The 23,435-nt window shown below is 71.2% G+C and carries 21 protein-coding genes; 18 read left to right on the top strand and 3 right to left on the bottom strand.

What is annotated here, in order from left to right; genetic code table 11:
* Nucleotides 1-45: 45 nt before the first annotated feature.
* Nucleotides 46-2,298 (top strand): RelA/SpoT family protein, encoded by a 2,253-nt coding sequence (locus KZC56_RS14075; protein WP_136033645.1) that lies wholly within the window; start codon nucleotides 46-48, stop codon nucleotides 2,296-2,298.
* Here KZC56_RS14075 and KZC56_RS14070 read toward each other — a convergent pair.
* On the bottom strand, nucleotides 2,285-2,836 hold the full coding sequence (locus KZC56_RS14070; protein ID WP_136033647.1) for a type IV toxin-antitoxin system AbiEi family antitoxin: 552 nt from the start codon (nucleotides 2,834-2,836) through the stop codon (nucleotides 2,285-2,287). The genes KZC56_RS14075 and KZC56_RS14070 overlap by 14 nt on opposite strands.
* A 61-nt stretch (nucleotides 2,837-2,897) precedes the next feature.
* Complete coding sequence (locus tag KZC56_RS14065; protein ID WP_247638806.1) at nucleotides 2,898-4,253, bottom strand: DUF349 domain-containing protein; 1,356 nt, start codon at nucleotides 4,251-4,253, stop codon at nucleotides 2,898-2,900.
* 204 nt (nucleotides 4,254-4,457) lie between these two features.
* Here KZC56_RS14065 and KZC56_RS14060 point away from each other — a divergent pair, with 204 nt between their 5' ends.
* Both KZC56_RS14060 and KZC56_RS14055 read left to right on the top strand, forming a co-directional pair.
* Nucleotides 4,458-6,200 (top strand): NAD(P)/FAD-dependent oxidoreductase, encoded by a 1,743-nt coding sequence (locus tag KZC56_RS14060; RefSeq protein WP_247638805.1) that lies wholly within the window; start codon nucleotides 4,458-4,460, stop codon nucleotides 6,198-6,200.
* On the top strand, nucleotides 6,197-6,958 hold the full coding sequence (locus KZC56_RS14055) for a winged helix-turn-helix domain-containing protein (RefSeq protein ID WP_136033650.1): 762 nt from the start codon (nucleotides 6,197-6,199) through the stop codon (nucleotides 6,956-6,958). Before KZC56_RS14060 ends, KZC56_RS14055 begins: the two co-directional genes overlap by 4 nt.
* A 15-nt stretch (nucleotides 6,959-6,973) precedes the next feature.
* On the opposite strand, the gene KZC56_RS14050 is transcribed toward KZC56_RS14055, so the two are convergent.
* Nucleotides 6,974-7,294, bottom strand: a complete 321-nt coding sequence (locus KZC56_RS14050; RefSeq protein ID WP_247638804.1) for a hypothetical protein — start codon at nucleotides 7,292-7,294, stop codon at nucleotides 6,974-6,976.
* Nucleotides 7,295-7,404: 110 nt separating this feature from the next.
* On the opposite strand from KZC56_RS14050, the gene KZC56_RS14045 reads away from it, so the two are divergent.
* From KZC56_RS14045 to KZC56_RS13975, 15 genes are all read left to right on the top strand, one after another.
* Nucleotides 7,405-8,760, top strand: coding sequence for a replication-associated recombination protein A (locus KZC56_RS14045; RefSeq protein WP_136035849.1), 1,356 nt, complete (start codon nucleotides 7,405-7,407; stop codon nucleotides 8,758-8,760).
* Nucleotides 8,761-8,941: 181 nt separating this feature from the next.
* Nucleotides 8,942-9,571 (top strand): 30S ribosomal protein S4, encoded by a 630-nt coding sequence (gene rpsD / locus KZC56_RS14040; protein WP_136033656.1) that lies wholly within the window; start codon nucleotides 8,942-8,944, stop codon nucleotides 9,569-9,571.
* Nucleotides 9,572-9,682: 111 nt separating this feature from the next.
* Nucleotides 9,683-9,871: a hypothetical protein gene (locus KZC56_RS14035; protein ID WP_136033658.1), complete on the top strand. Its 189-nt coding sequence runs from the start codon at nucleotides 9,683-9,685 to the stop codon at nucleotides 9,869-9,871.
* A gap of 53 nt (nucleotides 9,872-9,924) precedes the next feature.
* Complete coding sequence (gene alaS, locus KZC56_RS14030) at nucleotides 9,925-12,585, top strand: alanine--tRNA ligase (RefSeq protein WP_136033659.1); 2,661 nt, start codon at nucleotides 9,925-9,927, stop codon at nucleotides 12,583-12,585.
* Nucleotides 12,582-13,055, top strand: a complete 474-nt coding sequence (gene ruvX / locus KZC56_RS14025; RefSeq protein ID WP_247638803.1) for a Holliday junction resolvase RuvX — start codon at nucleotides 12,582-12,584, stop codon at nucleotides 13,053-13,055. The genes alaS and ruvX overlap by 4 nt, the downstream gene beginning before the upstream one ends.
* 2 nt (nucleotides 13,056-13,057) lie before the next feature.
* Nucleotides 13,058-14,677: an endolytic transglycosylase MltG gene (gene mltG / locus KZC56_RS14020; RefSeq protein ID WP_247638802.1), complete on the top strand. Its 1,620-nt coding sequence runs from the start codon at nucleotides 13,058-13,060 to the stop codon at nucleotides 14,675-14,677.
* 4 nt (nucleotides 14,678-14,681) lie between these two features.
* Nucleotides 14,682-15,509: a shikimate dehydrogenase family protein gene (locus KZC56_RS14015; protein WP_247638801.1), complete on the top strand. Its 828-nt coding sequence runs from the start codon at nucleotides 14,682-14,684 to the stop codon at nucleotides 15,507-15,509.
* A gap of 52 nt (nucleotides 15,510-15,561) precedes the next feature.
* Nucleotides 15,562-16,791 (top strand): chorismate synthase, encoded by a 1,230-nt coding sequence (gene aroC / locus KZC56_RS14010; RefSeq protein WP_247638800.1) that lies wholly within the window; start codon nucleotides 15,562-15,564, stop codon nucleotides 16,789-16,791.
* The gene (locus KZC56_RS14005) at nucleotides 16,775-17,293 is read left to right on the top strand and encodes a shikimate kinase (protein WP_136033669.1); all 519 of its coding nucleotides are present in this window, start codon (nucleotides 16,775-16,777) and stop codon (nucleotides 17,291-17,293) included. Before aroC ends, KZC56_RS14005 begins: the two co-directional genes overlap by 17 nt.
* A complete protein-coding gene (gene aroB / locus KZC56_RS14000; RefSeq protein ID WP_247638799.1) occupies nucleotides 17,290-18,378 on the top strand; it encodes a 3-dehydroquinate synthase in 1,089 nt (362 codons plus the stop codon). The genes KZC56_RS14005 and aroB overlap by 4 nt, the downstream gene beginning before the upstream one ends.
* A complete protein-coding gene (locus KZC56_RS13995) occupies nucleotides 18,375-18,899 on the top strand; it encodes a GNAT family N-acetyltransferase (protein ID WP_247638798.1) in 525 nt (174 codons plus the stop codon). The genes aroB and KZC56_RS13995 overlap by 4 nt, the downstream gene beginning before the upstream one ends.
* Nucleotides 18,896-19,336 carry a type II 3-dehydroquinate dehydratase gene (locus KZC56_RS13990; protein WP_247638797.1) on the top strand — a complete coding sequence of 147 codons (441 nt, stop codon included), beginning with the start codon at nucleotides 18,896-18,898 and terminating at the stop codon, nucleotides 19,334-19,336. Before KZC56_RS13995 ends, KZC56_RS13990 begins: the two co-directional genes overlap by 4 nt.
* 104 nt (nucleotides 19,337-19,440) lie before the next feature.
* Nucleotides 19,441-20,001 (top strand): elongation factor P, encoded by a 561-nt coding sequence (gene efp / locus KZC56_RS13985; RefSeq protein ID WP_136033676.1) that lies wholly within the window; start codon nucleotides 19,441-19,443, stop codon nucleotides 19,999-20,001.
* Nucleotides 20,002-20,004: 3 nt separating this feature from the next.
* The gene (gene nusB, locus KZC56_RS13980) at nucleotides 20,005-20,415 is read left to right on the top strand and encodes a transcription antitermination factor NusB (RefSeq protein WP_136033679.1); all 411 of its coding nucleotides are present in this window, start codon (nucleotides 20,005-20,007) and stop codon (nucleotides 20,413-20,415) included.
* Between the two features lie 43 nt (nucleotides 20,416-20,458).
* Nucleotides 20,459-23,419 (top strand): DEAD/DEAH box helicase, encoded by a 2,961-nt coding sequence (locus tag KZC56_RS13975; protein WP_247638796.1) that lies wholly within the window; start codon nucleotides 20,459-20,461, stop codon nucleotides 23,417-23,419.
* The last annotated feature ends 16 nt before the right edge of the window (nucleotides 23,420-23,435 follow it).

The following is a 23,435-nucleotide window of genomic DNA, read 5'->3' as shown; positions in this document are numbered from 1 at the left end:
CCCCCTCTCAGCACGCGTAGGATTGTCTGATTCGGAGGTGAGTGGATGGCGGAGCCGCAGACGGCGTCGCAGGGTTCGAGTCTGCGACGGCTCGTGCCCCGCATCTTCTCTCGCGCGTCCCGCATCAACGATCTCGACAACCTGATCCGCACGGTCAGGGCGAATCATCCCAAGGGCGACTTCTCCGTCATCTCCCGGGCCTACGCGGTCGCGAAGGAGAAGCACGAGGGGCAGAAGCGGCAGAGCGGCGAGCCGTACATCACGCACCCGCTGGCGGTCGCGCAGATCCTCGCCGAGCTCGGCCTGGGCCCGCGCGCGATCGCCGCGGCCCTCCTGCACGACACCGTCGAGGACACCGGCTACGCGCTGACCGACCTGACCGCTGAATTCGGCGACGAGGTCGCGATGCTGGTCGACGGCGTCACCAAGCTCGACAAGGTCAAGTACGGCGAGAGTGCACAGGCGGAGACGGTCCGCAAGATGATCGTGGCGATGTCGAAGGACATCCGCGTGCTGCTGATCAAGCTCGCCGACCGCCTGCACAACGCCCGCACGTGGGGCTTCGTACCGCCCGAGAAGGCGGCGAAGAAGGCGAAGGAGACGCTGGAGATCTATGCGCCTCTGGCCAACCGCCTCGGTATCCAGGCCATCAAGTCGGAGCTGGAAGACCTCTCGTTCGCGGTGCTGCACCCGAAGATCTACAACGAGATCCACAGCCTGATCGCCCAGCGCACACCGCAGCGGGAGAAGTACCTCGGCCAGGTGATCGAGGAGATCGACGAGGACCTGCGGGATCTGCGGATCCGTGGCAAGGTCGTCGGCCGGCCGAAGCAGCTCTACTCCGTGTACCAGAAGATGGTGATCCGGGGGCGCGAGTTCGACGACATCTACGACCTCATCGGCATCCGCGTGCTGGTGTCGTCCGTGCGCGACTGCTACGCCGTGCTCGGCGCGATCCACGCGCGCTGGACGCCGTTGCCCGGCCGCTTCAAGGACTACATCGCCACCCCGAAGTTCAACCTCTATCAGTCCCTGCACACGACCGTGATCGGCCCGGCCGGACGCACGGTGGAGATCCAGATCCGCACGCACGAGATGCACCAGCAGGCGGAGTACGGCGTCGCGGCGCACTGGATGTACAAGGAGCGGATGAACGGCGGCGGCAAGGCCGAGGTCCGCGCCTCCGACACCGACATGGCGTGGCTCGCGCACATCTCCGACTGGCAGGCCGAGACCGCGGACCCCGGCGAGTTCCTCGACTCGCTGCGCTTCGAGATCGGAGCCAAGGAGGTCTACGTCTTCACGCCGAAGGGACGGGTCATCGGCCTTCCCGCCGGCGCGACGCCCGTCGACTTCGCCTACGCCGTGCACACCGAGATCGGCCATCGCACGATGGGCGCCAAGGTCAACGGCCGCCTCGTGCCGCTCGAGTCGGAGCTCAAGAGCGGCGACGTCGTCGAGGTGTTCACGTCGAAGAACCCCGACGCCGGCCCCAGCCAGGACTGGCTCGGCTTCGTCAAGAGCACGCGGGCGCGGAACAAGATCCGCGGCTGGTTCACGAAGGAGCGTCGCGAGGAGGCGATCGAGCAGGGCAAGGAGGCGATCGCCCGGGCGATGCGCCGACAGAACCTGCCGCTGCAGCGCCTGATGAACCAGGACTCGTTCACCGAGGTCGCGCACCAGCTGCACTACGAAGACGTGTCCGGGCTCTACGCGGCTGTCGGCGAGGGACACGTGTCCACGCAGTCCGTGCTCGAGAAGGTCACCGCCCTGGTGGCGGCGAACGACACGACGACCGGGGCGATCGATCTGCCGGGCAGCGTGCAGACCAGGGAGCCGCGCGGCGGCGACTCCGGGGTGCTCGTGCGCGGGGCGAACGACATCCTCGTCAAGCTCGCCAAGTGCTGCACCCCCGTGCCGGGCGACCCGATCGTGGGCTTCGTCACGCGGGGGAGCGGCGTCTCGGTCCACCGTGCCGACTGCGTCAACGTCAAGGCGCTGAGCGGCGAGCAGGACCGCTTCGTCGAGGTCTCCTGGGCACCGACCACCAAGAGCGTCTTCCGCGTGCAGATCCAGGTCGAGGCGCTCGACCGGTCCGGGCTCCTGTCGGATGTCACTCGAGTGCTGAGCGAGCACCACGTCAACATCCTGTCCGCCACGGTCAGCACGACCGATGAGCGCCTGGCGCTGAGCCGCTTCGTGTTCGAGATGGGCGACGCCGTGCACCTGGACCGCGTGCTGAACGCCGTGCGGCGCATCGACGCGGTGTACGACGTCTACCGCGTCACCTCGTCCTGAGCGCGACCCGCTCGAGGGCGGCGATGCCGACGCGGCTCCCCGGCACACGGCTGGTCCCGCGCAGCTCGACGAGGGCTTGTGCGGTCACCGCCGGGCAGGCGACGGCGAGGGCATCCATCCAGGGAAGCACGCGGGGGTCGCGATGCAGGCTCGTCGCCAGGTCGACCATCGTCCGCGCGGGCGTCGACACGGCGACGCCACCGATCACGACGACGTCCGCGGCGGCGAGCACGGTGTCGTGGAAGACCAGGCGGGCACTCGTACGCGGGCGCACGCGACGCTCGACGCACCGCTTCACGTGATGCACGGGCGGCGGTGCGTCTCCGGCGCCGTGGATCCATGCGGCGGTCGGGCCGCAGGCCGCGGCGCCGTCCTGCACGAGAGGCCCGATCGACGCGGCACGCACGTCCGCACCCTCGATGAGGTCGGCCGGGATGTACGCCTCGCCGAGGTCGACGACGTGGCCGTCGAGTCGAGCGGCGGCGAGCTCCGGCAGACTCAGCCGTGCGCCGGGCAGATACAGAAGAGCGGGATGCATCACGCCAGTGTGGCGCAGCGCATCCCGCTCCTGTGGCGGTCGTCGCGGGTTGTGGATAGCGTCAGCCGCCCAGGGCGTTGAGCCAGGCGCGGCGGGCTTCGAGCGCGTCAGCCGCGGTCTTGGCGGCCTTGGTGTCGCCCGACTTCTCCGCGGCGGCCAGCTCGGCCTCGAGCTTCTCGATGGCCTCGTGCAGCTGCGAGCTCATGTCGTTCGCGCGCGCCTTGGTCTCGGGGTTGTTCTTCTTCCAGTCGACGTCCTCGCGGGCCTTGAGCGCCTGCTCGATCACCCGGAGCTTGTCGTCGAGAGCGCGCTCCTTCTCGCGCGGGAAGATGCGGCCCACCTCGTCCCACTCGCGCTGGATGCGGGTGAGCAGTGCCCGCGCACGCTTGATGTTCGACTCGTCGGCCACGGCCTTCGCCTGCTCCAGAAGAGCCTGCCGTGCCTCGATCCGGGGCGCGGAGTCTGCCTCTTCCGCGGCGGTCTGCTCAGCCCGCGCGGCGTACAGCGCATCGCCGGCCGCCTTGAACCGCGCCCAGAGCGCGTCGTCGGCCTTGCGCCCGGCACGGCCGGCGGCCTTCCACTCGTCGAGCAGGGTGCGGTACGCGGGGATGCCGTCGACGCCGCGGGGAGCGAGCGCCTCGGCGCGCTCGACCAGCCGCGACTTGGCGTCGCGTGCGGCCTTGTGCGTCTCGTCGAGCTCGGAGTAGAAGGCGCGCCGGTGCTTGTCGACCACCGAGCGGGCGTCACGGAACCGCTTCCAGAGCTGCTGCGACACGCTCTTCGACAGGCGCGGACCGTTCTGCTGCTGTGCCTGCCACGACTCGAACAGCTCGTTGAGCTCGGCCGTGACCTGCTTCCACTGCACCTTGCTGAGGTCGCGGGCGGCGATGGCCTCGGCGCGCTCCACCAGGGCCGTGCGCTCCGCGACCGCCTGCTCCACGAGCGCCCTGGCCTGCTGAGCCTCCTGCTCCGTCGCCTCCGAGAGCGAGGCGGTCAGGGCGTTCAGCCGGTCGCGCAGGCCCGCGAGGTCGCCGACCGCTGCGGCATCCGTCGCCTCGGCGATGAGGTGCGAGGCCTGCTTCGCGAGGTCGCTCGCCGAGGCGCCGCCGGCCTGATGGCGCTGCTCGAGCGCGTGCACCTTGAAGGCGATGTCGTCGTACTTGCGCACGAAGTAGGCGAGGGCCTCTTCCGGGGTGCCGTCGGGATACTGGCCGACCACCCGCCACGACTCGCCCTCGCGGACCTCGACCGTGCCATCGTCGGAGACGCGACCCCATTCGAGCGCCGAGGCGGAGGGCGCGGGCGTCGCCGGTGCGGCGGGCGCGACCGCGGCGGGCGTCGGGGCCTTCCGGGGCATGGGCACGGCGGGCGGTGCGGGGATGGGCGGGGTCGGCTTCGAGGGCTCGGTGGCAGACACGGTGATTCTCCTTGCGCGGTCGGGCCGCGGGAGGCGGAAAGGACGAGGCTCAGCCTAGTACGACCCGCGCTGCGGGGTGAGGCCGAAGGCGCGTTATCGATTTGTGAGGAGAACGTTCGACGCGCGAAACACGCGACGTCATCTCCGGGTAACACGGCGCTCCTATCGTCGTCCCACGACGGTCCGCAGGTCGACAGGAGGTCCATGGACGACAGCGCATCCCGGAGGACGGAGGTCCTGATCGTCGGCGCGGGGCCCGCGGCGCACGCGTTCGTGGCGCACCTCCTGGGCGATCCCTGCGACGACATTCGGGTCACGGTGATCGGCGACGAGGGGCGCCTGCCGTACGACCGCACCCGGTTGTACCGACTCGTCCGGGGGGATGACCCCGCTGACCTGGACCTCGACCGAGGGGTGTTCCGCGACGACCGCGTGCGCCTGATCCGGGATGATCGGGTGCGGAAGATCGACCGGAAGCTCCGCCGCGTCCGCACCCGCTCCGGGCGCGTGTACATGTACGACGTGCTCGTCCTCGCGACCGGGCGGCACCCGGTTCGTCCGACGCTCGACGGGGCCGGACTGCCCGGGTGCTTCACGTTCCAGTCCGCCGCGGATGCGTCGGCGCTGCGGGCCCATGTGCACGCGCCGCGCGGCGAGCAGTGGCGGCGTCCGCGCGCGACGGTCGTCGGTGACGGGCCGGGCGGGTTCGCCGCCGCGCTCGCGCTCGCGGAGAGCGGAGTCGAGGTCGCGGCCGTGCACGAACGAGGAGACCACGCGGATCCGGGTCGTCGCACCTCGGCGGCAGTCGACGCACTCCTGCGGGAGCGCGGGATCGCGGTGCGGAGGTCGACGCGCGTCACCCGCATCGATGCGGACGAGTCCGGCGCGGTCGCGAGCATCGAATTCCACGACGGTTCCTTCGCCCGGACGGATGCGGTCGTGTTCGCGCCCGCGGTGCGCCCGCGTGACGAGCTCGCGCGGAACGCGGGGCTCACCGTGGTGCCGGGCGGCGGCGTGCTCGTCGACGCCGACGGTCGCACGAGTGATCCGCACATCCTGGCCGTGGGGAGCGTCGCTGTCGCGGCGGACGACGAGGCGGGCCCGCGGGCACCGGGCGGTGGCGGGCGCGTGGCGGACAGGATGCGGGAGGCCGTGGCGACGACACGGACGCGGTGGCTGACGACGATCGTGCGTGCGGGAGGCGTCGAGTTCACGGATCTCCGGTCGTCGCCGGACGGCGAAACCGTCGGAGTCGTCGTCCCCCTGGCGGACGCGCCGGGACGGATCGCGGGCGACCTCCTCCTCTCGGAGGACGGACGAGTCCTGCTCGGTGCGACGGTGATCGGCGACGAGGACCGGCTCGCGGCCCTCCGCGCGGCCGCGGATGACGGCGCCAGGGCGCGGGCGGTGTCCGAGCTGCTTCGCGAGCACGAGAGCGCTGTGACCTGCGGTCATGCGTTGCTCACGGGGCCATCCCCGGTCACGGCGGTGACGGAGCGACGAGAGCACGGCCTGAGCGGCCTCGCGGAGTTCCCCGAAAGCGCGGAGTGCGCGTTCTGCGCACGGGCGGTCGCGCGGCGCCTCATCGCGCGCGCCGGAGCGGTTGCGATCGGCTCAGGGCGACGGGGTGTCCCCGAGCGGGGCCCGGTCGGACGCCCCCGTACCAGGGAGACCGTGCTCGGCGTGACCCTCGCTGTCGCGGGGGAGCTGTCCGGCGCCCAGCTCGTCCTCATCGGACGGCTGGCGGAGGAGCACGGGTTGCGGGTGCGGCCCTCCGACGGCGGAGTGCTGGAGCTGCGTGGCGCATCCGCCGCAGAAGTCCCCGCCGTGCTGGGCAGGTTGCGTGCCGCCGGACTGGAGGCTGCGACGCGCGACGGGGGTGGACGTTTCGTCGAGGCGCGGACCACGGGATCCGTCACGCGGCGACGCGAGGAGAGTCCGGCATGAGCATTTCGACGAGCGTGGGCCGGCCGCTGACCGGGTGCCGGATAGCGATCGCCGATGACCCGTCGGCGGGTACTGCGCACGGAGCGGTGGCGTCGCCGACACCGGTCGATGTCGGTGCGCTTCTCGCCGCGGCGGGAGCCGAGGTCGTCCGCGTGCCGTCGGTACGCGCGGATCATTCCGTGCCGGCCGGTGTTCGACGGTCGGTGCACCGCGTCGCGACCGGGCGCATCGACGGCGTGCTGCTCTTCTCGGTCGAGGGCGCGCGTTCCTGGTGGGGCACCGTCGAGCGCCTCGGTCTGGGCGACGCGATCCGAGCCAGGGCGCGGGCGTCGCGTCTGCTGCTCGTCGCCTCGGGTGCGGAGGCGGCCCGGTCACTCGCCGATGCGGACATCCCCGCCACGACGGTCGACGGGGCGCTCCCGGACGACCTCGCACGCGCCGTCGTCGGGTTCTTCTCGGAGCAGGCGCCGATGCAGCGGACGGACGCCGGAGAGCTCGTCGTGCGCAGCGGCGGGGTGCTGCTCGATGAGCGCTTCCTCCCGCTCTCGGCGGGCGCCGCAGAAGTCCTGGAGGCACTGTTCCTCGCGGAGGGGCGGGTGCTCTCCCGGGAGGAGCTCGGGCGGATGCTCGCCGGACGACGACGCAGTGCACGGGCCGTGGAGGTGGCGGTCGCACGGTTGCGCGAGGCTCTGGGCGACGCGGAGCTGGTGCAGACGGTGGTGAAGCGCGGCTACCGTCTCGCTGTCGCCGATCGCTGAGCCGGCGCCGCGGGGTCAGCCCGCCGGTGTGTCCGTCGGAACGGGCGACGGGGAGGGAACGGGAGAGTCGGAGGGAAGGGGGGACTCGGACGGCACCGGGGAGTCGGAGGGGGAGATCGTGGGACTCGGCGTCGGTTCGGGGGCGGTCACCTGCGCGTGCACGACCTGGCTCCCGATCGCGGCGACGACGACGAGACCGCCGACGATCACCGCGACGGTGTTGTCGCGGCGACGGCGGCGGATCTGGTCCTCGTGCCAGCGCGTGCGCGCGGCATGCAGTCGTGCGCGCTCCGCCTCGGTGCGCGACTGTGCCTTCTTGGAACCGCGTGCCGCCATGCCCGATATCTCCATCCCGACGCCCGTCCGCGGCGTCGCCTGAGAGCCTACCGTCGCCCACGGGCGGCTTCCGTCGCCACGGTGTCGGCGCCCGCCGTTAGCCTGGAGGGGTGACTTCTCCTGCCGCGCTGCTCTCCGGGCAGACGCCTCTCGCCGTGCGCATGCGCCCGGTCTCGCTCGATGAGGTCGCGGGACAGCGTCACCTGCTGCGGGCGGGATCCCCGATCGTGGCTCTCGCCGATCCCGAGGCGGCAGCGCCCGGGGCCGTGTCGATCATCCTGTGGGGGCCTCCCGGCACGGGGAAGACCACGCTGGCGCAGGCCATCGCGCGCTCCTCCGGTCGACGGTTCGTCGAACTGTCGGCGATCACGGCCGGGGTGAAGGACGTTCGCGAGGTGATGCAGGAGGCGATCACGCAGCGTGACCTGTATGGCCAGACGACCATCCTCTTCCTCGACGAGATCCACCGCTTCACGAAGGCGCAGCAGGATGCGCTGCTGCCCGGAGTGGAGAACGGCTGGGTCATCCTGATCGCGGCGACCACCGAGAATCCGTCGTTCTCCGTGATCTCCCCGCTGCTGTCGCGGTCGCTGCTGCTCACGCTGCAGCCACTGACGGACGACGACATCGGTCTGCTCGTCGACCGCGCCGTGACGGATGCGCGCGGGCTCAAGGGTGCCGTGGTGCTCGACGACGAGGCGCGCACGGCTCTCGTGCGACTGGCGTCGGGTGATGCGCGGCGCGCGCTCACGGGGCTCGAGGCCGCGGCCGCGGTCGCGCTGTCCCATGCCGCCGCGGTCGAGGACGGCGACACCGCATCGGACGGCGTCCCAGCGGTGACGGCGGACGATGTGGCGCAGGCGGTGGACAAGGCGCTGCTCCGCTACGACCGTCAGGGCGACGAGCACTACGACGTGATCAGCGCGTTCATCAAGTCGATCCGCGGGTCCGATCCCGACGCCGCACTCCACTACCTGGCGCGCATGATCGAGGCGGGGGAGGACCCGCGTTTCATCGCTCGGCGCCTGGTGATCTCGGCTTCGGAGGACGTGGGTCTCGCCGATCCCCAGGCGCTCGGCATCGCAGTCGCTGCTGCGGACGCCGTCGCCTTCATCGGCATGCCGGAGGGGCGCATCCCGCTCGCCGAGGCCACGGTGTACCTCGCCACGACGGCGAAGTCCAATGCCGCGTACGTCGGCATCGACGCCGCGATCGCCGACATCCGCGCGGGCGGCTTCGGCCGGGTGCCGCTCCACCTCCGCGACGCCCACTACCCGGGGGCGAAGAGGCTCGGCCACGGCCGCGGTTACATCTACTCGCACGACAGCGAATACGGGATCGTGCCGCAGCAGTACCTGCCGGACGAGTTGGACGGACGTCACTACTACGAGCCGAAGAACCTCGGTGCGGAACGCGACATCGGTGCGCGGCTGGAGCGCATCCGACGCATCCTCGGCGACCGCTGACAGTCCGGTCGGTCGGCGCAGCGCCGTCTGTTAGACTTGAGCGGCTCGAAACCGAGTTTTCGGGCATCTCCGCGTTCACACCACACCTCGACGGCGCCCCGGCGTGCGCTCCGAGGCAGAGCGCGGACGATACGTCCGTCGGACGTGAAATCCACGTCCACGTCATCGGAAGGAACACTTCGTGACCACGAAGTCCCAGGACCGCCGCAAGGTGCGTCTCAGCCGTGCCCTCGGCATCCCGCTCACCCCGAAGGCCGCCCGCTACCTCGAGAAGCGTCCCTACGCTCCGGGCGAGCACGGCCGCACCAAGCGCAAGGCCGACAGCGACTACGCCGTCCGTCTGCGCGAGAAGCAGCGTCTGCGCGAGCAGTACGGCATCCGCGAGAAGCAGATGCGCAACACGTTCAACGAGGCTCGTCGTCAGGACGGCCTGACCGGTGAGAACCTGGTCGAGCTCCTCGAGATGCGTCTCGACGCTCTCGTGCTGCGGTCGGGTTTCGCCCGCACCACGGCTCAGGCTCGCCAGCTCGTCGTGCACCGTCACATCCTCGTCGACGGCCAGCTCGTCGACCGCCCGTCGTTCCGCGTGAAGCCGGGTCAGCTCATCCACGTCAAGGCCAAGAGCGAGGGCACCGAGCCCTTCCAGGTGGCGGCAGCCGGCGGTCACGCCGAGGTGCTTCCTCCCGTTCCCGGCTACCTCGAGGTCGAGCTCGACAAGCTCCAGGCCCGCCTGGTCCGTCGCCCGAAGCGCGCCGAGGTCCCCGTGACCTGTGAAGTGCAGCTCGTCGTCGAGTACTACGCGGCTCGCTGATCCAGCGATCGAGCATCAGGCAGGAGGCGTCGGGGATTCCCGACGCCTCCTGTCGTTTCCGCCTACGATGGAGAGACCGCGCCTTCGCGGCTCTCAGGCAAGGATGACGACATGAAGACTGTGCTGTGGTTCCTCATCGGCGTGATCGGCGGCTTCGTCGCGGCTCACTTCATGAACAAGGACCCGCGCGGCCATGACATCCTCGCCGACGTCGACGCCCGCATCAACGGCTTCACCGCCGCGCTGGGCGACGCGTATCGCGCCCAGGAGGCGCGGCTCACCGAGCCGGGCGAGAACTGAACCACCGCAGCCGCGCATCGACGCGCTCCCTCACACAAGGACAACCGGGACCTATGAACACTGCGGAAATCGCGCAGCGCTATCTCTCCTACTTCGAGAAGAACGATCACCTCATCGTCCCCTCGGCCTCCCTCGTCAGCGACGACCCGTCGCTGCTCTTCACGGTCGCCGGCATGGTCCCGATGATCCCGTACCTCACGGGCGTGGTCCCCGCTCCGCATCCGCGCATCGCCGATGTGCAGAAGTGCATCCGCACCAACGACATCGAGGAGGTCGGACGCACGGCGCGTCACGGCACGTTCTTCCAGATGCTCGGCAACTGGTCGTTCGGCGACTACTTCAAAGAGGGCGCGATCCGCTACGCGTGGGAGCTGCTCACGACCTCCGAATCCGACGGCGGGCTGGGCTTCGACGAGAAGGACCTGTGGGTCACGGTCTACGAGACCGACGATGAGGCGGAGGCCATCTGGCGCGACATCATCGGGCTGAAGCCGGAGCGCATCCAGCGCCTCGGCCGCGCGGACAACTACTGGAACACCGGGCAGCCCGGCCCCGGCGGACCCGACTCCGAGATCTTCTTCGACCGTGGCCCGTCCTACGGCAAGGACGGCGGTCCGGCGGCGGACGACAACCGGTTCATGGAGCTGTGGAACCTCGTGTTCATGCAGGACTTCCTCGAGAACATCCGGAGCAAGACCGAGTTCGACATCGTGGGCGAGCTGCCGATGAAGAACATCGACACCGGCATGGGTCTCGAGCGCGTCGCCTTCCTCAAGCAGGGCGTCGAGAACATGTACGAGATCGACCAGGTGCGGCCCGTGCTGGACCGCGCCGTCGAGCTCTCCGGACGCCGCTACGGAGCCGTGCACGAGGACGATGTGCGCTTCCGCGTGATCGCCGATCACGTGCGCTCCTCGCTGATGCTGCTGTCCGACGGCGTGCGTCCGTCGAACGAGGGCCGCGGATACATCCTGCGCCGCCTGATGCGGCGGACCGTGCGGGCGATGCGTCTGCTGGGCGTCGACGAGCCGGCCTTCCCCGAGCTCTTCTCCGCGTCGCGGGACGCCATGAAGTCGGCCTATCCCGAGCTCGAGCGCGACTGGTCGGTGCTGTCCTCGGCCGCCTTCGCCGAGGAGGAGACCTTCCGGCGCACCCTCGCCCAGGGCTCGACCATCCTCGACCTCGCCGTGGACGACACGAAGAAGAGCGGCGGGACGACCCTGAGCGGCTCCGAGGCCTTCCTGCTGCACGACACATACGGCTTCCCGATCGACCTCACCCTCGAGGTCGCCGAGGAGGCCGGGCTCGACGTCGACCGTGCCGCGTTCGACGCGCTCATGCAGGAGCAGCGTCAGCGCGCCAAGGACGACGCGCGCAACCGCAAGCGGCAGCTCGCCGACGTGTCGGTCTACCGCGACCTGCGGGCGCTCGGCGAGACCGGTTTCGACGGCTACACGGCCCTCGAGGTCGACTCGCGGGTGCTCGGCATCCTGGTCGACGGTGCCTCCGTGCGCAGCGCCGCGGAGGGACAGATCGCCGAGGTCGTGCTGGCGGAGACGACGCTGTATGCGGAGTCCGGCGGCCAGGTCGCCGACAAGGGCACGATCGTGGGCCCTGGCTACGAGCTCGAGGTGCTCGATGTGCAGCGCCCCGTCCCCGGGCTGATCAGTCACACCGTCGAGGTGACGCGGGGGAGCGTGGCGGTGGATGACGCGGCCACGACCATCGTCGACGCGGCCAACCGTCGTGCGGCGCGGCAGGCGCACTCGGCGACCCACCTGGTGCACGCCGCTCTGCGCGACACGCTGGGCCCGACCGCGACCCAGTCGGGCTCGCTGAACCGTGCGGGCTATATGCGATTCGACTTCGCGTGGTCGCAGGCGCTGTCGGGAGAGACGCGCTCGGAGATCGAGGAGATCACGAACCGCGCCGTGCAGGACGCCCTCGAGGTGACGACGCGCATCGTGACGCTCGACGAGGCCAAGGAGGCCGGGGCGATGGCTCTGTTCGGCGAGAAGTACGGCGATGTCGTGCGCATGGTCGACATCGGCGGCCCCTGGTCGCGTGAGCTCTGCGCGGGCACGCACGTGTCGACGAGCGCCGAGATCGGGCTGGTCAGCGTGGTCGGCGAGTCGTCCGTCGGGGCATCGAACCGCCGTATCGAGGCTCTCGTCGGTGCCGACGCGTTCCGCGAGCTGGCCGCCGAGCGCGCGCTGGTCTCGCAGCTGACCGCGTCGCTCAAGACTCCGCGCGAGCAGCTGCCGGAGCGGATCGCCGATCTCGCCGCGAGCCTCAAGGCCGCCGAGAAGCGCATCGCGCAGTTCGAGGCCAAGGAGCGGGCGGGGCAGATCCCCGCGATCGCGGAGGCCGCGTCCCGCATCGGCGCGTTCCGGGTGGCCGCACAGTCGCTCGGTGAGGTGGCCTCGGCGGACGACGTGCGCGATCTGGTCAACGGCGTCCGTGAGCGGCTGGGGTCGGAGGCGGCAGTGGTCGCCCTCGGCGCGATCGTCAATGGCCGGCCGGTCGTGGTCGTCGCCACGAACGAGGCGGCGCGTTCGGCGGGCGCGAAGGCGGGTGCGCTCGCGAAGCGCGCAGCCGGCGTGCTCGGCGGTGGCGGCGGCGGGCGCGACGACCTCGCCCAGGGCGGCGGCACCGACGGTGCGGCGCTTCCGGCAGCGCTGGAGGCCATCGCACAGGAGCTCCGCGGAGCGTGACCGGCTTCCGTCGCGGAGTGCGGCTCGGCGTCGACGTGGGACGCGCCAGGGTGGGCGTGGCACGGTGCGATCCGGACGGCATGCTGGCCGTCCCGGTCGAGACCGTGCCGCGCGACGACGCGGCGATCACGCGACTCGTGGCGATCGCCGCGGAGTACGAACCGCTGGAGTTCGTGGTCGGGCTGCCGGTGAATCTGCAGGGCGCGGACACCCCGTCCACCACGGATGCGCGGGCGTTCGCAGCGCTGTTGCAGCGCGAGAGCGGTGTGCCGGTGCGGCTCATCGACGAGCGTCTGAGCACGGTGTCCGCACACGCGGCATTGCGGAGTTCCGGGCGTTCCCAGAAGAACTCTCGTAGCATTGTGGATCAGGTCGCCGCGGTGGTTCTGCTGCAGCAGGCGATCGACACGGAGAAGAGCACCGGAAACCCGGCCGGTGCACCGGTCCCCGTCGATGAGGAGCCCGCCTGATCATGTCCGAACGCGATAGCGCTTCGCCACCGCACGACACCGACGCGCGCTTGGGCGACCTCTTCGAGAACCTGCCGGCGCCGGCGCCGCAGGTCCCGACGGCCGACACGAGCGGCCCCGTGCCAGGCTCGCGCCGCGCCGCTCGTGAGGCCGCGCGGCGAGCCGCTCGTCAGCAGCAGGCAGGGGAGCCGTCGCTCGACCAGTCCGGTACCGCGCCCGCGCCCGCTGCGTCCGGGTCCGCTGACTCCGCGTCGGACGCGCGCCCCGCACGGGTCGCGCCGCGCGCGGAGGATCGGGCATCGGCCGCCGCCGAACCCGTGTCCGCGGCAGAGCCGTCCCGTGCTCCGGAGACGACGGCCGTCCCCATCGCCCGTGGCTCGCGTGAGACGTTCATCGAGCACGACGCGGATGCGACGCGGCCGCTGCCCCGTGTCTCCGCACCGACAGCCGCCTCGACCGCGCGGACCTCTCCCGACGAGCCCGCCGTCGGCGGCGGGCTCGACGACCTGTTCGTGTCGGGTGACGACGACCACCGCGGGCCGGGCGCGCCGAAGAAGAAGCGCCGCAAGGGCTGCCTGATCGCCCTCATCGTCGTCCTCGCGATTATCGGCGGCATCGTGGCCGGCGGCGCCTGGGCGTGGAGCACCTACGGTGATCGGATCAGCGACGCCATGGGCTGGGGAGACGCGAAGGACTGGGAGCCGGGGCTCGCGACCGGCGAGGTGTATGTCACCATCAAGTCGGGCGACACCGGCCAGCCGGTCTCGGCAGCGCTCCACGAGGCGGGCGTGACCAAGACCGCCGATGTCTTCTACGACTACCTCATCGACGAGGGCATCGCCGTCACGTTCTATCCCGGCGTCTACCGCCTGCAGAAGAAGATGACGGCCGAGGCCGCCCTCGCCGCCCTCCAGGACAAGGAGAACAAGCTCGAGAACACCGTCTCGGTGTCGGAGGGCGGCACGATCAAGTCCTCGCTCCCGGCGATGGCGGAGACGCTCGGGCTGCCGCTCGCGGACTTCGAGGCCGCGGTCGCCGATCCGTCCGTCTACGGCGTCCAGGCGCAGAGCCTGGAGGGGTGGCTGTTCCCCGCCGTGTACACGTTCGATCCCGGCGTCACGGCGACGCAGGCCATCCAGCAGATGGTGGATCGTACGCGGGAGGCGCTCGACGCGGCCGGCGTGCCCGCGGACGACGCGCAGCGCGTGCTCACGATCGCCTCGATCATCCAGCGCGAGGGTCGCACGGACGACTTCGCCAAGGTGTCGCGTGTGATCGAGAACCGCCTGGCGATCGACATGAAGCTGCAGATGGACTCGACCGCGCAGTACGGCTACGGCTCGCTGCACGAGGGCGTGGTGTCGAGCTCCGCAGAAGCGCTCGAGGACCCGAACCCCTGGAACACCTACGTGAACACCGGGCTGCCGGTCACACCGATCGCGAGTCCGAGCGAGGCGGCCATCAAGGCGGCCATGCAGCCCGCCGACGGTCCATGGCTGTACTTCGTCACGGTGAACCTCTCCACCGGGGAGACGCAGTTCTCGGAGACGCTCGCCGAACACGAGCAGGGCGTGGAGAAGTGGCGCGAGTGGTGCAGGGCGAACCCCGACGGGGGCTGCTGAGGCCGTGACGTCGACCCGACTCGCGGTCTGGGGCGACCCGATCGCGCACTCCCGGTCGCCCCAGCTGCATGCCGCGGCCTACCGCGTGCTGGGCCTGGACTGGGAGTACGGACGCCGGCGGGTCGCGGCCGACGAATTCGCGGCTGCCGTGCGTGGTCTCGACCCCTCGTGGCGTGGGCTGTCGCTCACGATGCCCCTGAAGGAGGAGGCGTACCGGTTCGCCGCGGCGCGCGACGCGCACGCGGAACTCACGGGCGCGGTCAACACCCTCCTCCTCGGCTCCACCCCGGCGGGCTTCAACACGGATGTGGGGGGCATCGTCGACGCGCTGGCGGAGGCGGGGATCACCACCGCGGACACCGCGCGGCTCCTGGGAGCAGGAGCCACGGCAGCCTCGGCCCTCGTGGCCCTCGCCGACATGGGGGTGTCGCGCGTGGACGTCCGGGCTCGTCGACCCGAGCGGGCATCGGGTCTGGTGGCGCTGGGGGAGCGTCTCTCGGTGGTCGTCTCGGCGCACCCGCTCGCGGACGCCGATGCCGGGTCGCGGCCGGGCCGGGTGGACCTGACCGTGGCGACGCTGCCGTCCGGCACGATCCTGCCCTCCGCGGCGACAGAGCCCCTGGCCGCTCGGGGCGGTGCGCTGTTCGATGCCGCGTACGCGCCGTGGCCATCGTCGCTCGCCGCGGCGTGGGGCGACGGCACGGTCGTGTCGGGGCTGGGGATGCTGCTGCACCAGGCTGTGCGACAGATCCGCATCTTCCACCACGGCGATCCGGCCGCGCCCCTCCCGGCCGAGACGGACGTGATCGCCGCCATGCGCGCAGCGCTCTGACCCGCGACGACACGCGGCGCGGCGGACGCGAAACGCATGGGAGACTGGAGCAATGCTCCGCGTGCTCACGGCCGGCGAATCACACGGCCCAGAACTCATCGCCGTCATGGAGGGACTGCCTTCCGGCGTCCCGGTGTCGTCCGAGGCCATCCAGGCCGATCTCGCGCGTCGCAAGCTGGGCTACGGCCGCGGCTCGCGCATGAAGTTCGAGCAGGACGAGCTCACGATCTCGGGCGGGGTCCGGCACGGCAAGACGCTCGGCAGCCCCATCGCGCTCCGCATCGGCAACACGGAGTGGCCGAAGTGGATCGAGGTCATGAACCCGGAGCCCGTCGAGCTCACCGACCGGTCCCGCGGTCGCGGTGCACCTCTGACCCGCCCGCGGCCCGGCCACGCGGATCTGGTCGGGATGCAGAAGTACGACTTCGACGAGGCTCGCCCGATCCTCGAGCGCGCGAGCGCGCGGGAGACCGCGGCACGGGTCGCGCTCGGCGCGATCGCGCGGTCGTTCCTGTCCGAACTGGGTATCCGCCTGGTCAGCCACACGCTGTCGATCGGCCCGGTCCGGGTGCCGGACGGGGCACCGCTTCCCACCCCGGATGACGTCGCCGCACTCGACGCCGATCCGCTGCGCTGCTTCGACCGGGCGACGTCCGCACTGATGGTCGCCGAGGTCGACGATGCGAAGAAGGACGGCGACACCCTGGGCGGCATCGTCGAGGTGCTCGCGTACGGCCTTCCGCCCGGGCTCGGGTCCCACGTGCACTGGGACCGGCGCCTCGACGCCCGTCTCGCGCAGGCGCTCATGAGCATCCAGGCCATCAAGGGGGTCGAGGTCGGCGACGGCTTCGAGACCACTCGGCGTCGCGGGTCGGCAGCCCACGACGAGCTCTTCGCCGCCGCCGGGGGCATCACCCGCGGTTCGGACCGCGCGGGCGGCACTGAGGGCGGGATGTCCACGGGCACGGTGCTGCGCGTCAGGGCCGGCATGAAGCCGATCGCGACCGTCCCGCATGCGCTCCGCACGATCGACGTGGCGACGGGGGAGGACGCGACAGCGCACCACCAGCGCTCCGACGTGTGCGCCGTGCCGGCCGCCGGTGTGGTGGCCGAGGCGATGGTCGCGATCGAGCTCGCCCGGGCCGTGCTGGAGAAGTTCGGCGGAGACAGCATCCGCGAGACACAGCGCAACCTGGCGGGATACCTCGACGGCATCCCCGAGGAGCTGCGCACGGCACCCGCGTCCGAGGCGGCGCTCATCGCGCATGACGAACGCGGCTGATCCGCTGTCGGTGGTACTGGTCGGCCCGATGGCGTCGGGCAAGACCAGCGTCGGTCGACGGGTCGCTCGACGACTCGGGGTGGGTTTCATCGACACCGACAAGCGGATCGTCGCGGCGCACGGCCCCATCCCCGCCCTGTTCGCCGAGCACGGGGAGGCGCACTTCCGCGACCTCGAGCGGGCGGCGGTCGCGCAGGCGCTGAGCGAGGGCGGCGTGATCTCCCTCGGCGGCGGCGCCGTGACGGACGCCGACACCCGGCACCTGCTGCACGGCCACCCGGTGGTGTTCCTCACGGTGAGCGAGGACGCGGTGGCCGACCGGCTCCGCGGCGGCACGAGGCCGCTGCTGGCCGGCGACGACCCCGTCGAGCGGTGGAAGCGGATCTTCGCGGAGCGGCGCGAGTGGTACGAGGAGGTCGCGTCGATCTCGTTCGACACCTCGCGACGGCCGATGCAGCGCATCGCGGACGAGATCGTGGCATGGAGGAGAGAACAGAGATGAGCACGACCACCATCGGCGTCACCGGCGCCGACCCCTACGACATCGCGATCGGGCGCGGCATCCTCGGCAGCGTCTCGGCAGCCCTCGCCCCCGGCGTGCGGAAGGTGCTCGTGGTGCACCCGCCGACCCTCGCGAACCGTGCGGCGGAGCTTCGTGACCGCCTCCTCGCCGACACCGCCGACGGCCCGCGCGAGGTGCTGCTGGCCGAGATCCCCGATGCCGAGCAGGGCAAGCGCATCGAGGTGGCCGCCTTCTGCTGGCAGATCATGGGCCAGGCCGACTTCACCAGGACCGACGCGGTCGTCGGCTACGGCGGAGGGGCCGTGACGGACCTCGCCGGGTTCGTGGCGGCGACCTGGCTGCGCGGCGTGCAGGTGGTGCACGTGCCCACGACGGTCCTCGGGCTCGTGGATGCCGCGGTGGGAGGCAAGACCGGCGTGAACACGGCCGAGGGCAAGAACCTCGTCGGCGCGTTCTGGGCGCCCCGTGCGGTGATCGGAGACCTCGACGAGCTCGGCAGCCTGAGCCCGAACGAGGCGACGGCCGGTTTCGCCGAGGTCGTGAAGGCCGGCTTCATCTGGGCGCCGGAGATCCTGGACATCGTGGAGGCGGATCCGGCGCGGGCGGTCGACACGACCACGGATGAGTTCCGCCGGGCCGTGGAGCTCGCGGTCGGCATGAAGGCGCAGGTCGTGTCGGACGACTTCCGTGAGTCGGGTCTGCGGGAGATCCTCAACTACGGGCACACGCTGGGCCACGCGATCGAGCACGCCGAGCGCTACCGCTGGCGGCACGGCGCGGCGATCTCGGTGGGCATGCTGTACGCCGCGGAGTTGTCGCGGCTGGCCGGCCGGCTCTCGGATGCGGCTGCCGAGAGGCACCGGTCGATCCTGGAGTCCCTGGGCCTTCCCACGTCGTATCGCGCCGGCGCGTGGCCGCAACTGCTGGCGACGATGCAGCGCGACAAGAAGAGCCGCGGCGGGATGCTGCGCTTCATCCTGCTCGACGACATCGCGAAGCCCACCGTGCTGCAGGCACCCGACGAGTCGCTGCTGTTCGCCGCCTACCAGGAGGTGGGAGAGTGACCGTCCACGTGCGTCGCGTCGAAGCCGGGGAATGGCCGCAGGTGAAGGCGCTGCGGTTGCGCGCCCTGGCCGATCCGGCCGCCCCGATCGCGTTCCTCGACACCGTGGCACATGCGAGCGGCCAGCCCGACCGTTTCTGGCAGGAGCGCACCGTGAACGCGGCCGAGCCGTCGGCGGCTGCGCAGTTCGTCGCGGTGACCGATGCGGGGGAGTGGGTGGGCACCGCCACCGTGCTGCCGCACCGTGAGCGACCCGAGGCCGGACTCGTCGTCGGCGTCTACGTCGCGGACGAGCACCGGGGCTCCGGCGTGATCGACGCTCTGCTCGACACGGCGGCGGCCTGGGCCCTCGAGCAGGGTCTGGCCGCGCTCGAGCTGGAGGTGCACGTCGACAACGACCGGGCGCAGGCCGTGTACGCGCGCGCCGGGTTCGCACGGACCGGGGAGATCGAGACGACGGGCTTCGGTCGGGAGTGGGTCCTGCGGCGTGAGCTCGCCGGGTCGGAGGGCGTGAGGGCATGAGCATCGAGCGTCGGCTGCTGCTGGTCAACGGCCCCAACCTCAACCTCCTCGGGACGCGGGAGCCCGACATCTACGGCACCGCGACCCTCGCGGACGTCGAGCGGATCACGACCGAGACCGCGGCCGAGGCCGGTTTCGCGGTGCGGGCGGTGCAGAGCAACCACGAGGGTGTGCTCATCGACGCCATCCAGGCCGCACGCGCCGACTGCATCGGGATCATCATCAACCCGGGCGGCCTGACGCACACCTCGGTCGTGCTGCGCGATGCGCTGACCGGGGTGGGCCTGCCGTTCGCGGAGGTGCACATCTCCGACGTGTACGCGCGGGAGGAGTTCCGCCATCACTCGTTCCTGCACGATGTGGCCGCGGTGCGCGTGATCGGGCGCGGTGTCGACGGCTATGCCGACGCGGTGCGGGCGCTGGCCGCGCTTCTCTGACCCCCGGCCAGAGGCGGGCGCACGCGGGGCGTGCGTGATCATCCCGTAGAATCGACTGTCGGCCGACTCCGGCCCCACGGACTCACGAACGGAACCTTCAGCGCATGGCATCCACCGCAGACATCAAGAACGGCGTCGTCCTCAGCATCGACGGGCAGCTCTGGAGCGTCATCGAGTTCCAGCACGTGAAGCCCGGCAAGGGTGGCGCGTTCGTCCGCACCAAGCTGAAGAACGTCGTGTCGGGCAAGGTCGTCGACCGCACGTACAACGCGGGCGCGAAGATCGAGATCGAGAACGTCGACCGCCGTGACTACACCTACCTGTACACCGACGGCGACGGCTTCGTTTTCATGGACCAGACCGACTTCGACCAGATCACGCTTCCGGCGGCGACGGTCGGCGACGCGAAGAACTTCCTGCTCGAGAACCAGCAGGTCACGATCGCCCTCAACAACGGCAACCCTCTCTACATCGATCTGCCGGCGTCCGTGATCCTCGAGGTCACCTACACCGAGCCCGGCCTGCAGGGCGACCGCTCGTCGGCCGGCACCAAGCCCGCGACCCTCGAGACCGGGTACGAGATCCAGGTGCCTCTGTTCCTGGAGACCGGCACGAAGGTCAAGGTCGACACCCGCACGGGTGACTACCTCGGCCGCGAGAAGTAAGGCGTGAGCGCCCGCACGAAGGCGCGCAAGCGCGCTCTCGACATCCTGTTCTCCGCCGACGTCCGCGGCGATGACCTCGCGATCGCGCTGGCGGCCGAGGCCAAGCGCGCGGCGAGCGAGCCCGCTCGCGAGGCCTCCTGGCTGTACGCCAGGGAGATCGTCGACGGCATCATCGACCAGCGCGACGAGATCGACGAGCAGATCACCACGCACAGCCGCGACTGGAAGCTCGAGCGGATGCCTGCGGTCGACCGGGCGCTGCTGCGCATCGGCGTCTGGGAGATCCTGTACAACGACGAGGTGCCCACCGCCGTCGCGATCGACGAGGCCGTGGAGCTGGCGAAGGAGTTCTCGACCGACGACTCCGGTCCGTTCGTGCACGGCGTGCTCGCCCGGGTGGCTCGCGCCGCCTGAGCGCACCGGCGCCGGTGTCCGTGGCCTCGGAGAGGATCGGGGTATGACCGTTCCCTCCGATGCCGCGCGCGACGACGGCGCGCCGTCCGACTGGCGGTCGATCCTCGGTGCGGCGGTCCCCGCCGAGCCGCGGACCGCGCTCGCGCTGGGGGTCGAGCTCCGGGTGCGCGATTCCCGCGGCGCGAACCCCTGGGCCGCGCGACCCCAGCGCACCGCGACGCCGCGCGACGTGGCGAAGGGGACCGGTGAGCTGCTGCTCGGCATCCGTCCCCTGGAGCGCAGCGCCGCGACCGGCGCGTGGGTGCTCGGAGCCGCCACCTGGGACGCGGTTCGTCGCGCGCCGGACGAATACGGACGTGAGCGCTCTCGATGGTTCGCCGATCTGCTCAGCATCGCCAGAGACAGTCTGCTGTCCGGCACGGCGGGCGACTGGCTGGTCGCGGACCTGATCGAGTCGAGCCTGCTGTGGGGACACCTCAGGGTGGCCGGCGCACTCGGCATCCCCCTGGTCGCGACGCAGAAGTCCACGACCGTGGCGATCGCGGAGTCCGCGTCGGTCGAGGCCACCGTGGCTCGGGCCGACGACGGGACGCTGGTGGTGCGTCCTGCCATCACGCTCGACGGACGCGCGGTCGAGCCCGACTCCGTGCATCCGATCGGTCGCACGGGGCTCTACGCGGTCGACCAGTCGGGGGCGCGGCTGCACGTGACGCTCGCGGAGTCTCCGGTGGCCGAACCGCTGCGACCCCTCCTCCTCGCGCCGGGCGGCCTCACCGTGGCGGCGGCCGACGAGGAGGTGTTCCTCCGCGACGCCTACCCGGTGCTGGCACGGCGGGTACCGACCCGTGGGCTCGGACGGGTGCGGCTTCCGGAGCTGCCCGCGCCGCAGCCCGTGCTGCGCCTCTCGTTCCGCCGCGGGGACACGGTGGCCTATGCGTTCGAGTGGGACTACCGCGGCTTCGGGCGCGTGCCGTTCGCCCCCGGGCCGCAGGCGGTGCGGGATCTGCGGGCGGAGAGTGCGGCGGGGCACGACCTCGCCGCGCGGTGGGCCGAGCTGATCGGGGAGCCGTTCGCCGCGGAGGGGGCCTTCCACGACGTCGAGGCGGCGGAGTTCGTCACCAGGGCTGTGCCGGCGCTGGAGGCGGAGGGCGTGACCGTGGTCGTCGACGGTCGCCGGAAGACATATCGCGAACTGTCGGGCGAGCCCGAGATCACCGTGAGCACGGTCGAGTCCACCGATCCGGACTGGTTCGACCTGGGCGTCCTGGTGCGCATCGACGGGCGCACGATCCCGTTCGAGCCGCTGTTCACCGCGATGAGCAGGGGTCGCAGGAAGCTCCTGCTCGTCGACGGCACCTACTTCTCGCTGAACCATCCGGCGCTCGATCGACTCCGTGAGCTGATCGACGAGGCGGGCGACCTCGACGAATGGGAGACGGGGCCGCGCCTCAGCCGCCACCAGATCGACCTGTGGGAGGAGTTCGAGGACCTCGCGGACGAGGCCGTGCCCGCCGTGAGCTGGCGCGCGACGGCCGACGGCCTGCGCGGGGCGGCGGGGGTGCCCCCGGTCCCGGTGCCGTCCGGCGTCCGGGCGCAGTTGCGGCCGTATCAGCAGCAGGGGCTCGACTGGCTGGCGTTCCTCTGGGGGCACCGGCTGGGCGGCATCCTCGCCGACGACATGGGCCTCGGCAAGACGCTGCAGCTGCTCGCGCTCGTCGCTCACACCCGCGAGGCGGGAGAGACGCGCCCCTTCCTCGTGGTCGTCCCGACCTCGGTGCTGCCGACGTGGCTGAGCGAGGCCGCGAAGTTCACCCCGGGGCTCCGCGTCGCCGCCAGGTCCACCTCGTCCGGGCCATCGCTGTCGACGGTCGCCGCGGGCGCGGACCTGGTGGTCACCACGTACGCGGTCGCGCGGATCGACGCGGAGGCCTTCGCCGGGGTGACCTGGGCCGGCCTGATCCTCGACGAGGCTCAGTTCGTGAAGAACCCGGCCACCAAGCTGCACCGCGCCGTCGCGAGCTTTCCCGCCGATGTGACGTTCGCGGTGACGGGCACCCCGCTCGAGAACAGTCTCAGCGAGCTGTGGGCGCTGCTGAAGCTCACCGCTCCCGGGCTCTTCGCGTCGGCGCGGAAGTTCCGGGAGCAGTACATCCAGCCGATCGAGCAGGGCAAGGTCCCGGAGAACGTGGAGGGCGGCGAGTACCGCGCGCGTCGCCTGGCCCGCCTCCGCCGGCGGATCCGGCCGCTGCTGCTGCGGCGTACGAAGGAGCTGGTGGCGGCCGACCTCCCTCCGAAGCAGGAGCAGGTGCTCGAGGTGGAGCTCAGCGCGGCGCACCGGTCGCTGTACGAGACGGTGCTGCAGCGGGAGCGCCAGAAGGTGCTGGGGCTCCTCGAGGACCTCGACCGCAACCGTTTCATCGTGTTCCGTTCGCTCACGCTGCTGCGGATGCTCAGCCTCGCACCAGGACTGGTCGACCCCGCGGACGCCCGGATCGGCTCGCGCAAGCTCGACGTGCTGCTGGAACGCGTGGTCGAGCTCCAGGCGGAGGGCCACCGCGCCCTGGTGTTCAGCCAGTTCACGTCCTTCCTCGACCTCGCGGCGGAGCGACTCGCGGCTGCCGGGATCCCCTACGCCCACCTCGACGGTGCGACGCGGCGACGGGATGCCGTGGTCGAGGGCTTCCGGACGGGCGAGCAGCCGGTCTTCCTGATCAGCCTGAAGGCGGGCGGGTTCGGTCTGACGCTCACCGAGGCCGACTACGTGTTCCTCCTCGACCCGTGGTGGAACCCGGCCGCCGAGGCGCAGGCCGTCGACCGCACGCATCGCATCGGCCAGCCGAGCCAGGTGTTCGTCTACCGGTTGATCGCGACCGGCACGATCGAGGAGAAGGTGCTCGCCCTGCAGCGGCGCAAGGCCCGGCTCTTCACCGCCGTGCTCGACGACGATGCCCTGTTCGCGCAGTCGCTCTCGGCCGACGACATCCGCGGGCTCTTCGAGGCCTGAGGGTTATCTCCGGCTC

This window comes from Microbacterium sufflavum (assembly GCF_023091155.1).
Lineage (GTDB): Bacteria > Actinomycetota > Actinomycetes > Actinomycetales > Microbacteriaceae > Microbacterium > Microbacterium sufflavum.
The sequence above is the reverse complement of the archived record's forward strand: the minus strand, read 5'-3'. Positions and strand labels throughout refer to the sequence as shown.

Excerpts from the sequence above, each read along its gene's own strand:
- KZC56_RS14060 (WP_247638805.1), top strand. The coding sequence starts at position 4,458 with ATGGACGACAGCGCATCCCGGAGGACGGAGGTCCTGATCGTCGGCGCG.
- KZC56_RS14050 (WP_247638804.1), bottom strand. The coding sequence starts at position 7,294 with ATGGCGGCACGCGGTTCCAAGAAGGCACAGTCGCGCACCGAGGCGGAG.
- KZC56_RS13975 (WP_247638796.1), top strand. The coding sequence starts at position 20,459 with ATGACCGTTCCCTCCGATGCCGCGCGCGACGACGGCGCGCCGTCCGAC.
- KZC56_RS14075 (WP_136033645.1), top strand. The coding sequence starts at position 46 with ATGGCGGAGCCGCAGACGGCGTCGCAGGGTTCGAGTCTGCGACGGCTC.
- KZC56_RS13990 (WP_247638797.1), top strand. The coding sequence starts at position 18,896 with ATGAGCATCGAGCGTCGGCTGCTGCTGGTCAACGGCCCCAACCTCAAC.
- KZC56_RS14055 (WP_136033650.1), top strand. The coding sequence starts at position 6,197 with ATGAGCATTTCGACGAGCGTGGGCCGGCCGCTGACCGGGTGCCGGATA.
- aroB (WP_247638799.1), top strand. The coding sequence starts at position 17,290 with ATGAGCACGACCACCATCGGCGTCACCGGCGCCGACCCCTACGACATC.
- efp (WP_136033676.1), top strand. The coding sequence starts at position 19,441 with ATGGCATCCACCGCAGACATCAAGAACGGCGTCGTCCTCAGCATCGAC.
- alaS (WP_136033659.1), top strand. The coding sequence starts at position 9,925 with ATGAACACTGCGGAAATCGCGCAGCGCTATCTCTCCTACTTCGAGAAG.
- KZC56_RS14005 (WP_136033669.1), top strand. The coding sequence starts at position 16,775 with ATGACGAACGCGGCTGATCCGCTGTCGGTGGTACTGGTCGGCCCGATG.
- aroC (WP_247638800.1), top strand. The coding sequence starts at position 15,562 with ATGCTCCGCGTGCTCACGGCCGGCGAATCACACGGCCCAGAACTCATC.
- KZC56_RS14070 (WP_136033647.1), bottom strand. The coding sequence starts at position 2,836 with ATGCATCCCGCTCTTCTGTATCTGCCCGGCGCACGGCTGAGTCTGCCG.
- mltG (WP_247638802.1), top strand. The coding sequence starts at position 13,058 with ATGTCCGAACGCGATAGCGCTTCGCCACCGCACGACACCGACGCGCGC.
- KZC56_RS14035 (WP_136033658.1), top strand. The coding sequence starts at position 9,683 with ATGAAGACTGTGCTGTGGTTCCTCATCGGCGTGATCGGCGGCTTCGTC.